The sequence below is a fragment of the Pseudomonas sp. EggHat1 genome (assembly GCF_014892995.1).
Classification (GTDB): Bacteria; Pseudomonadota; Gammaproteobacteria; order Pseudomonadales; family Pseudomonadaceae; genus Aquipseudomonas; species Aquipseudomonas chaetocerotis.
Genome location: NZ_JACKQK010000013.1, coordinates 135,455 through 145,423 on the forward strand (window position 1 = coordinate 135,455; position 9,969 = coordinate 145,423).

A 9,969-nucleotide genomic window follows, 5' to 3' on the forward strand; every position below is an offset into this window, starting at 1 on the left:
CAATGAAATCGGCCTCGTTTATCTTCGACAGGCGTCTGTATGAGCTGCTTCAGGAGCCAGGGCGTACAACGTTTACGACCCGTGAACTTCGCGATGCTTATGCCGCTCGCTTGAGTGGCACACATTTCCGTATCGCCGATGTGCGCCGCTATGTGTATGAGCAGATCCGCCGATTAGTGCGCGCAGGCTGGGTTGTGCTGGATAAGGATCGTCGTGTTCGAGGACAGGTCTACCACCTGCAGCCGATTCCAGTACATCTCCAACTGGAACTGATCGACAACGGTTTTGAGAACAGCCTTATGGCTGCCGGAGTGCCCGAACCAGACACGGCAGTACTCGACGTGGAAGCTTTGCCGCTTAAGTCGTCAGCCAATACGGACTTGCAGTTGGAGGCGCTCCACAAGGAAATCCGCTTGGACTTTCTTTCTTCAATGGGCGAAGCGGAGCGATTCAAACTGCTTCTGGACGAAATGCCGCATCTACGGGACAAGCTTGAAGGCGATTACCTGGAAGCCAGGGATCGCAGCTCTCGCCTCTTGGGGCATCTGCGCGCCATCGAAAAGACCCTCAAAACGCTCGCTGCACCACGATGAGCAGCTCGCTACGGAGCTGGCAGAACAGCTGCATCACTCGGGCGTTGGAGCACTTTACCGTCACGCCGCACTTCTTCTGCCAGGCAACGCCGGGAGCCGGAAAGACCCGCATGGCTGCAGAACTGGCCAGCCGACTGCTTGAGCAGGACAGAATCGATTTGGTGCTGTGCTTTGCGCCGTCCTGCCAGGTCGTGGAGGGTTTTCGTTCGACCTTTGCGGCTGTGCTAGGCAGGCGTCTCGACGGCCAGATAGGTGCCGTGGGCGCGGCTTATACCTATCAGGCTATGGAATACCGTGATGAGGGATTCTGGCAGCTTCTTGATGACTACCGTGTGCTCGTGGTTTTCGACGAGATCCATCATTGCGCCGGCCACGATCCGCTGCTCAGCAATGCCTGGGGGCAGCAGATACTGCATCGGATACAGGATCGGGCTGCCTTCACGTTGGCCCTGTCTGGCACGCCCTGGCGTTCGGACGATAAGGCCATCGCATTGGCTCGTTACTCTTCGCCCGAGGGGCATTTGATCTGTGACTACCGTTATGGCTTGAAAGACGCCATTGCCGACGGCGTGTGCCGATCCCCTCGCATTGTTCTGCTCGACAATCAGAAGGTGAAACTCACGGAAGAATTGGGTGCGGATAGCTCCGTTAGGCTGTTTCCCAGCATCGCCAAGCTTTTAGGGGAGTCACCTGTCACCTATGAGGAACTGCTGCGCCATGATGAGGTGATCAATCCAATCCTAGACCTTGGCTGCAGCAAACTGAGCGAGCTACGCCAGATCAAACCTGATGCTGCTGGTTTGGTGGTGGCCACAGACATCGAACACGCCCAGCAAGTTGCACTCGCACTGGAAGCCATGGGTGAAGAGTGCCGCATCGTGACGAACAAAACCCCGGATGCGCAGCAGGTGATCAATGCATTCCGGAGCAGCGCCTGCCGCTGGATTGTGGCCGTCGGAATGATCAGCGAAGGCACCGACATTCCCCGCCTGCAAGTGTGCTGCTATCTCAGCCGTATCCGCACCGAACTGCATTACCGGCAAGTGCTGGGGCGAGTGCTGCGGCGCACAGGTAAGTCCGACGACCAGGCATGGCTATTTATGCTGGCGGAGCCGACGCTTCAGGGCTTTGCGGAGCGAATTGCGGATGACCTGCCGGATGACTTGGCTGTTTTGAAGGATGTGCAGATACTTGGTTTAACTCCAGGCTCTAGACCTGAACCAATGGGTACTTTGGGGCATGTCGAAGATATCGACGGTGCTGGGTTAGGTAACGCGGAGCCGGGCATTGGGTCGCAGGCTACGAACATCATTTCGCTGGGTGGCTTTGCAATTGAGCCCGCTTACCAAGTCAGCTTTTCCCAGCATTATCGGCAGCAGCTACTGGCTTGTTTTTGATGCTCAGCCAGTCGAGGCTGATCCAATGATGTTGGTGTTCATGAATCCATAACCGGCCGGCGTCGTGTGGAACGTAATCGTGAGGTGTGCATGGAGATTAAGTCGCAGGCATTGGTCGATGTCGTTGAGGGTGTGATCTGCGACGTGTGCCGCTCTGGCACGCGTATTCCCGGCTATGGTCCCCAATACGGCAAGCTTGAAGCCCAATGGGGATATGGCTCCCAGCATGATGGGGAGCACTACCGGGTGCATCTCTGTGAGCCCTGCTTTTTCAGGGTGCTGAGTGGGTTGCGTCGGGAGCGCATGGTCAATGGTATGTTCGGTGATGATCAGCCATTGGCTTCCGAAGATTTTGGTCTGGTCAGCAAAGACAACTACTGGGGAAAGAGCTGATTGTAGGATTGAAAATCCATCAGCCGCACCACGTCGAATCGCGGGCAAATGAGGGGTAAGCGCGCGACTTGCCCGTTCTGGTCTCGTAGGTTGGAATAACTGAATAAGGAGGTAGCCACTTTGACCCTTCCACATGAAAGAACCCGGAGTGTTGTCAAGACCGAAGCTTTTCTCCGCGACCTCTCTCGTAACACCGAACTACCTGATGACATTCGCAGCTATGCGAAAAGCCTGCTCAGGCACTACCCGTCCGCTGACCAAGTTTTCTCGCTGGGGCGCCTCGAAGAATGCCTGGTAAACGGCCCTCAAGATGATGAATATCGGCGAAGGGTAATTGCGTTCCATCAGCCGCTTTTCAGTTCGTCGCTAGACTTCACGCTATAGGCGGGAACGCCACGATGCTCAGCACTGATAAAGCCCAGTCGGTATCTGTCCAGGTTGCGCAACGGGTCAAGCGCCTACCTAAAGGGCAGCCGTTCAGCATCAGCCGTTTCACAGGGTTTGGAACGAAAAACGCCGTATCCAAAGCAATAGCTCGACTGGTCAACCGCGGCGAGCTCGAACGGGTGTATCGCGGGATTTATATGCGCCCGAAACCCGGACGTTACATTGCCAGGGCTCGCCCCAATCCGTGGACATTGCTTAGCCTGATTACCAGGCAGAAGCGTTTGTCTCTGCAGATCCATGGGGCCAATGCAGTCAGGAAATTTGGCCTCAGTACCCAGATGCCGCTCATTCCGATCTATTACACCAGTGGGGCCAGCCGATCAGTATTTATAGGGAAAGCTGAGATCCGGCTGGTACATGCGGCACCAATGGTCATGCAGCATGCCGGGACCGAGGTAGGGGTGGCTATCAGTGCACTGTTTTATCTCGGTAAAGGCGGCTCAACTTCGGAATGCATTACAGCGATCAAGAAAAGGCTCAGACCGGAAGACCTAGCCACATTGATGACCTGCAAACTACCGAAATGGATGAGCACGGTGTTGAAGGTTGAAGGTGTGAAATAGCGGAATCGCTGCCTTACGATCAGTTGCCCGCGCATGGGGGCATTGTCGTCAACGATCCCGGCGATCTCCCTACCGACCAGTCCCCTTGGAGGGTCAAGTGGCACGAGCCCGGTGCACGGCGAACGCCTGGGCACCGGGCTATCGCCATCACACGTAATGCTTGTTCCCTTTGCGCTCAAGCGGACGGCCTTTAAATACGTGCGGGCCGTCCATCGTCAACTCGACCTTGTCCCCTTTGCGGGTTAGCCAAGGCGTGGCTTCCGATCCAGTTTTGGAGGTAACGCCACTGGGACTGATGCGAATTTCGTCGCCATCGATCTCGATCGTCCCCAAGACGTAGGTGTAAACCAGGCTACTGAAAAATCCTCCTTTGCATTCGAAGGCACACTCTACGACCTCGTCCCCGTACCCCGAGCGGCGCTCTCGACGAGCACGACGTGACGATGTGTTGAGCACGCATATCCAGCGGGTCTGGGACGAAAACTTCCACGTCTACGGTGCGCGCAAGGTCTGGCGCCAACTCAGGCGTGAAGGCGTGGTAGCGGCGCGCTGTACGGTGGAGCGACTGATGCGTCGGCTGGGGCTCAAAGGCGTCGTACGCGGCAAACCGGTCAAGACCACCGTCAGCGACAAGGCGACTCCGTGCCCGCTGGACAAGGTCAATCGCCAGTTCCGCGCCGAGCGGCCAAACGCGCTCTGGGTATCGGACTTCACCTACGTCAGTACCTGGCAGGGCTTCGTCTATGTGGCCTTCGTCATCGACGTGTTCGCCCGACGGATCGTTGGCTGGCGGGTCTCCAGTTCGGCCCGTACCGACTTCGTTCTCGATGCGCTGGAGCAGGCCTTGTATGCCCGCCGCCCGGTCGATCAAGGTGGCCTCATCCATCACAGCGACCGCGGCGTGCAGTATGTTTCTATTGGTTGATGCGTCGACGGGGTAAACGAAAGAGTTACTAACCACAGGAGCTATAGCTCTGAATGTTCAGGTGAGCCCCTCCGCCATATGACGAAGGGGCTTATCTGTCTTAAATCACGCGTTTAACGCTCAGGTAATCGCCCTTGGTCTTCAGCGTGATGGTCACGTCGCGGTTGCTGCGGTTGCGCCAGAACCAGCCGTGTGTACCGTCGAAGATGGCGGTGAATTCACCCTTGTCGCCCTTGATCTGCTTACCCTTGCTATAGCTGTGGTAGTAGCCCTTTGGGCCGTTGTAGGGTTCGCCATGGGTGTCGTGGTTGACCGGAACACCATTGGTCGTCCACTCGTAGCTGACCGTGGCCTTGTCCAGCATCTCCAGTTTGATTTCACTGGCCTCGCCCGGCTTCAGCGTGACGGTCACTTCATCTGACTTCAGGGCTGGCTCAGGCTCAGCTACGGGTTCGGCCACAGGTGCTGCTGCAACAGGCTCTTGCACTACCGGCTGAACAGGCGCGGGAGCTTGAGCGACTGGAGCCGCAGCTGGCTGAACCGCTGCATCCGCTGCCGCTTCTTCGGCCAGGGTTATCTTCATTTCGCCCATCTGGGTCAGGCCGAGTACGCGACCAACGCCCGTTGGGTCGATGGCGTACTCCGAAGGCATCACCACGGTGACCAGTAAGGCTGCGGCAACACCCACGGCGATCACAGTGGAGCGCAGCAGTTGGTGGCTGGTAGGCAATTCGCTTTGGGTCGGAAGCTGGGTATTGAACATGCTGAGAATTCCTTACTGAGAGACGATCAGGCCGGTGAGCTGGTAACCCATCAAGAGGAAACCGGCGCTCATCATGGCGACGTTGGCGGTGTAGGCATGACGCCAGAAGCTGGCGGTGCGCCGCCAGTAGCCCATGACAATCAGGATGGCGCTCAAGGCCAGGAGCTGGCCGATTTCGACGCCGACGTTGAAGGCAATCAGGTTGGCGATCAGGCCATCTGCCGAGATCTCGTATTCCTGAATCTTGGTGGCCAGACCAAAGCCGTGCAGTAAGCCAAAAATCAGCGTAGCTGCCTTGGTATTGGGCTGATAACCGAACCAGCGCTGGAATGCCCCGAGATTATCGAGCGCCTTGTACACCACCGAGAAGCCGATGATGGCGTCGATCACGTAAGAGCTGATGCTGATTTCAGTCAGCACACCCAGCAGCAGGGTGACCGAATGACCCACGGCGAACAGGGTGACGTAGAGCCCCACGTCCTTCAGGCGGTAGAGAAAGAAGATCACCCCGAAGAGGAACAGCAGGTGGTCGTACCCGGTCATCATGTGCTTAGCGCCCATGTAGATGAACGGCAGTAACATCACCCCGGAGCTTTCCTGGATAAAGCCCTTGTCGCCCTCGGCAACAGCGTGGGCCAGTGCGTCAGGCATGCCGAGAAACAGCAATGCCGTGAACAACAGCAACAGTAGTAGCGAACGATTCGGACGCACAGCAGCTGCGTCCATTGCGCCCATAGATAGCGAATGCATAGTTGAGTCCTAAATTGCAGTGGTCTTGGGCCGCACAGCGGCCTGTGTCAGATCACGAATGTGGCGCGCGGTGGCCGCTCGATCAGGAAGATCGGGCTTGGAGGAATGGAGTAATGAGGGGCTGGTATCGGCTGCGCACGTTCTGGCAGCGTGCTGATGCTCAGCCGTGCGGTCAGGTGTGGTGTTTCATGCAGATGGTCGGCGGTCAGCGGCGAGTGGCAGTGATCCCCGTACGCCGCACAGGCCAGCGTCTCGTCACCATGCGCATGCGAATGAGCACCGTCATTGCCACCCAAGGCAGGCTGGCTCGACCCCATAAACAGCGCAGAGGTATGCCCGGCCCAGGCCATCAAGATGGCGAGAGCAAGCGCAAAAATCACCTTGGTGCTGATGGGATTGCTGAGCATGTTGTGGTTCTTTCGATGCCTAAGCGGGTGGCTTTTCTGGAGGGTTGGTCGGTTTGACCATATCCCCCCCTGGGGGATAGCATGCGAGCGTAATTCATCGACGCACGAGACTCAAGGCATGAGCGATCACGAACACGGCCACCAGCACCAAAGTCATGGCGACATCATCAAAAGGTTGAAAAGAGCGGAGGGCCACCTGCGCAGCATCGTCACCATGATCGAAGAAAGCCGGGCCTGCGTCGACATCGCCCAGCAGCTGCATGCCGTGGAAAAAGCCGTCTGCCAGGCCAAGCGTGTGCTTATCCAAGACCATATCGACCACTGCCTGGAACATACGGTCGAAGCACTTGCGATAGGCGAGCGCGCATCACTCGAAGACTTCAAGCAAATCACCAAGTACCTCTAGGCCCCTCCCATGTCGAGTTTCGCCGAACTGCTGCAACAGGGGGCCTCGCAGGCCTGGCTGTACTTCCCTAGTGCCATATTACTGGGTGCCTTGCATGGCCTTGAGCCTGGGCATTCGAAAACCATGATGGCGGCGTTTATCGTGGCCATTCGTGGCACGGTGAAGCAGGCCATTCTGCTAGGCCTTGCCGCAACGCTTTCGCACACCGCTGTAGTCTGGCTGGTGGCCATGGGCGGCATGTACCTAGGGCAGAATTTGGATGCCGAAACTACCGAGCCGTATTTCCAGCTCGCGTCCGCCGCCATCATTATCACTATCGCCCTGTGGATGCTCTGGCGCACCTGGCGTGGCGAGCAGATGTGGCGCTTCGAGGAAGGTGATGAGCATCAACACGAGCACCACCACGATGAAACGCAGCGCATCGACACCGGACATGGGCGTATCGAGCTATCGATCTTCGAGGAAAGTACTCCACCGCGCTGGCGGCTGAAGACCTTGAGTGGCCATGTCTGGCCGGCTGCCGAAGTGAGCCTGCTGACGACTCGCCCCGATGGACTGGCCCAGCAGTTTTGCTTCGTTGACCGCGGTGATTACCTAGAGTCAGTCGACGTGATTCCCGAGCCCCACGAATTCACCGCGCGCCTGAGTCTGGGCCATGCCGGACATTCCCACGACTATGACCTGGAGTTCCGCGAGCACGACCACGGTCATGAGCACTCCGAGCTGGAAGAGCTGGAGCTGTCGCTGGACGGCTATCAGGATGCCCACGAGCGGGCGCATGCCAACGACATCCGCAAGCGCTTCAGCAACCGCAATGTCACCACCGGCCAGATCGTCCTGTTCGGCCTAACAGGCGGGCTGATTCCCTGCCCGGCCGCGATCACCGTGCTGTTGCTCTGCCTACAAGTGAAAGAAGTCGCCCTGGGTGCCGTCCTGGTGCTGTGTTTCAGCATTGGTCTGGCCATCACCCTGGTCACCGTTGGTGCCGCCGCCGCTATTGGCGCTCGGCAAGCCTCCAATCGCTGGCCCTGGCTCGGTGCTGTCGCGCGTCGCGCCCCTTACCTGTCCAGCCTGCTGATCATTGGGGTGGGGATTTACGTTGGCTTCCACGGCTGGATCGGCCTGAACGCCTAGCCGATGTGGGAGTTATCCGGTTATTTCGGCCTGTTCTTCGCCGCCTTCGGTGCCGCCACGCTGCTGCCCATGCAGTCGGAGGCGGTGCTGGTCGGGTTGCTGCTGACCGACCGCTACGCGGCCTGGGCACTGCTGGCAGTGGCCACCACGGGCAATGTGCTGGGTTCGGCACTGAACTGGCTGCTGGGCCGTTCCATCGAGCATTACCGGCACAAGCGCTGGTTTCCCGTCAGCGAAGGCAAACTGAAAAAGGCCCAGCAGGCTTATCACCGCTTCGGTCGCTGGTCACTGCTGCTTAGCTGGGTGCCGATCATTGGTGATCCGCTTACCGTGGTAGCCGGTGTTATGCGCGAACCATTCTGGAGCTTTCTGTTGATCGTGCTGCTGGCTAAGACCACTCGCTATCTGGCACTAGCTGCCATGACGCTTGGGTGGTTTGGGTGAGCCTGCAGAAGCGCGACACCAACCTAGATCTGATCAAGTGGCTGGCGATGCTGACCATGCTGCTGGATCACCTGCGCTACATCTGGCCTGACAACGGATGGTTGTTCATCGTTGGGCGCTTAGCCTTTCCAATGTTCTGCCTGGGGATCGCCGCCAATGTCGCGCGCTCGCAAACAGGTGAGCTGTATTCCGATAACAACGTTCGCTACATGGGCTGGATGACTGCGTTTGCAGTGATCTCGGAGTTGCCCTATCGCCTGCTTTCTAACGACAGCAGCACGCTCAACGTTATGCCTTCGCTGCTGTTGGGCCTGCTTATCACCTGGGGAGCACATCACCGTGGTCGCGACGGTTTGATCCTGGCTTTGGCCGGCGTGACTGTCGCGGTGTTGATGCAAGAGAGCCTGATGTACGGCGTTTTCGGCGCACTGCTGCCGGCAGCGTTGCTGCTGGCCATTCAGCGCCCTGGGCTTGTGTGGCTATTGCCTGCCTCACTTTGCGTACTGGCCAACAGTCGCAACCGCTGGCTCGCCGAGTGGGAGTTGCAGCCCTATACGTTGCTGATCCTGGCCACAGCGTTCGCTGCGCCCTTAATTGGGCTATGGCTACTGCGCCGAACGCGCCATTTCAGGATCTGGCCGGTCAAGCGCTGGGGCTACTGGTTCTACCCTAGTCATCTAGTAGCACTGCACCTGATCCGCACGCTCAGCTAGCGTGGGTTCAGTTCAGAGCGTTTTCACACAGTCTGCTAGGGCGCCAAGGGCTGTCTGCAAACCAAAGGAGCACTACGAGGGGACAGCAGGACCAAGGAGCGAGCGGGGCAATCAACCCGCTCGCTTGCCAGGGTTAGAGAACTTCCAGCGGGTACTCGACAATCAGGCGGAACTCATCCAAATCCGACTCGAAGTCGGTGGCGCGAGTCGTGGCTTGTCGAATGCGAAAGGACATGTCCTTCAACGACCCAGACGCGCTTCTGGTTGGTCAACGGATCGCCGTTGTCATCACGGCGCATATAGACTTCGTTGGCGTTGCTGTAGTCGGCATCCCAGCCCTGGGCATATCGAGTCATGAAGCTCAATCCAGGCACACCGAAAGGCTCCATATCCAGGTCATAGCGCACTTGCCATGACTTCTCCTTCGGCGAGTTGAAGTCGCTGTACTGGATGGAGTTGTCGAGGTAGATGGAGTCCGATTGGCGCAAGTAGTCGAAGTCATCATCGCCATTGTTGCGCTGGAGACCCACCAGCACTGTATGAGCGCCGAATTGGATGCCGACCTTGCCGCTCCAGATGTTGTTATCGAAGCTCCCGAGGAGCTGCCTCCCTTCATCGACCGCCTTGTAGTAGTTCAGCCCGCCGATCAAGGCGACATCGTCCGCAAGCGGGTAGCTCAGCGTGGTGCCCGCGTAATATTGATTCCAGGCATCCTTGAGGCGGCTGGTGTAGAGACTAAAGCCGACGTTGTCATTAAGCGTGTAATCACCACCGAAATAGGCGATCCATGGCGAGTCCACTTCGCCCGCGTAGAAGGTAGCGAAGCCGTCGCGCATGCTGCTGGTATTGGGTTGGCTCATCGAGTGGAGGCGACCGCCCTGAAGCGACAGTCCTTCCACGCTGCTGTTGACCACGGTGACACCTCGGAAACTCTCCGGTAAAAGCCGTGCATCACCGTATTGGACGACCGGGCTGACGGGAAAGACGTCGCCTGCCTTGATCTCGGTATCCATGAACCGAGCTTTCACCGCGCC

12 protein-coding genes and 2 pseudogenes are annotated in these 9,969 nt (G+C 58.0%); 10 read left to right on the top strand and 4 right to left on the bottom strand.

Annotation, left to right across the window (positions count from 1 at the left end):
* Positions 1–2 precede the first annotated feature (2 nt).
* From INS93_RS19490 to INS93_RS19510, 6 genes and pseudogenes are all read left to right on the top strand, one after another.
* A complete protein-coding gene (locus INS93_RS19490) occupies positions 3–593 on the top strand; it encodes a hypothetical protein (RefSeq protein WP_192985018.1) in 591 nt (196 codons plus the stop codon).
* Entirely contained in the window at positions 590–1,990 is a 1,401-nt protein-coding gene (locus tag INS93_RS19495; RefSeq protein ID WP_192985020.1) for a DEAD/DEAH box helicase, read from the top strand. Before INS93_RS19490 ends, INS93_RS19495 begins: the two co-directional genes overlap by 4 nt.
* A 90-nt stretch (positions 1,991–2,080) precedes the next feature.
* Positions 2,081–2,383 carry a hypothetical protein gene (locus tag INS93_RS19500; protein WP_064495864.1) on the top strand — a complete coding sequence of 101 codons (303 nt, stop codon included), beginning with the start codon at positions 2,081–2,083 and terminating at the stop codon, positions 2,381–2,383.
* Between the two features lie 120 nt (positions 2,384–2,503).
* A complete protein-coding gene (locus tag INS93_RS24905; protein ID WP_082919345.1) occupies positions 2,504–2,767 on the top strand; it encodes a BPSL0761 family protein in 264 nt (87 codons plus the stop codon).
* 14 nt (positions 2,768–2,781) lie between these two features.
* Positions 2,782–3,393 (top strand): DUF6088 family protein, encoded by a 612-nt coding sequence (locus INS93_RS19505; protein ID WP_192985022.1) that lies wholly within the window; start codon positions 2,782–2,784, stop codon positions 3,391–3,393.
* A 409-nt stretch (positions 3,394–3,802) separates the two neighbouring features.
* A pseudogene (locus INS93_RS19510) lies at positions 3,803–4,312 on the top strand (IS3 family transposase); the annotation flags it as partial.
* 106 nt (positions 4,313–4,418) lie between these two features.
* On the opposite strand, the gene INS93_RS19515 reads toward INS93_RS19510, so the two are convergent.
* From INS93_RS19515 to INS93_RS19525, 3 genes are read right to left on the bottom strand one after another with little or no spacing between them, the layout of a single operon-like run.
* A complete protein-coding gene (locus INS93_RS19515; RefSeq protein ID WP_017675694.1) occupies positions 4,419–5,081 on the bottom strand; it encodes a hypothetical protein in 663 nt (220 codons plus the stop codon).
* Between the two features lie 12 nt (positions 5,082–5,093).
* The gene (locus INS93_RS19520) at positions 5,094–5,831 is read right to left on the bottom strand and encodes a HupE/UreJ family protein (protein ID WP_026088460.1); all 738 of its coding nucleotides are present in this window, start codon (positions 5,829–5,831) and stop codon (positions 5,094–5,096) included.
* Between the two features lie 47 nt (positions 5,832–5,878).
* Positions 5,879–6,238 (bottom strand): hypothetical protein, encoded by a 360-nt coding sequence (locus INS93_RS19525; protein WP_017675696.1) that lies wholly within the window; start codon positions 6,236–6,238, stop codon positions 5,879–5,881.
* Positions 6,239–6,356: 118 nt separating this feature from the next.
* On the opposite strand from INS93_RS19525, the gene mreA reads away from it, so the two are divergent.
* Genes mreA through INS93_RS19545 form a run of 4 tightly spaced genes read left to right on the top strand, consistent with a single transcriptional unit; the run spans position 6,357 to position 8,935 of the window.
* Positions 6,357–6,644 (top strand): metal-sensing transcriptional repressor MreA, encoded by a 288-nt coding sequence (mreA, locus tag INS93_RS19530; RefSeq protein ID WP_017675697.1) that lies wholly within the window; start codon positions 6,357–6,359, stop codon positions 6,642–6,644.
* 9 nt (positions 6,645–6,653) lie between these two features.
* A complete protein-coding gene (locus tag INS93_RS19535; RefSeq protein WP_017675698.1) occupies positions 6,654–7,778 on the top strand; it encodes a nickel/cobalt efflux transporter in 1,125 nt (374 codons plus the stop codon).
* Between the two features lie 3 nt (positions 7,779–7,781).
* Complete coding sequence (locus INS93_RS19540; RefSeq protein WP_017675699.1) at positions 7,782–8,222, top strand: YqaA family protein; 441 nt, start codon at positions 7,782–7,784, stop codon at positions 8,220–8,222.
* Positions 8,210–8,935, top strand: a complete 726-nt coding sequence (locus tag INS93_RS19545; RefSeq protein WP_112211765.1) for a TraX family protein — start codon at positions 8,210–8,212, stop codon at positions 8,933–8,935. Before INS93_RS19540 ends, INS93_RS19545 begins: the two co-directional genes overlap by 13 nt.
* A 133-nt stretch (positions 8,936–9,068) precedes the next feature.
* Here the strand turns inward: INS93_RS19545 and INS93_RS19550 are convergent.
* Positions 9,069–9,969 (bottom strand): annotated as a pseudogene (locus tag INS93_RS19550) (OprD family outer membrane porin); the annotation flags it as partial.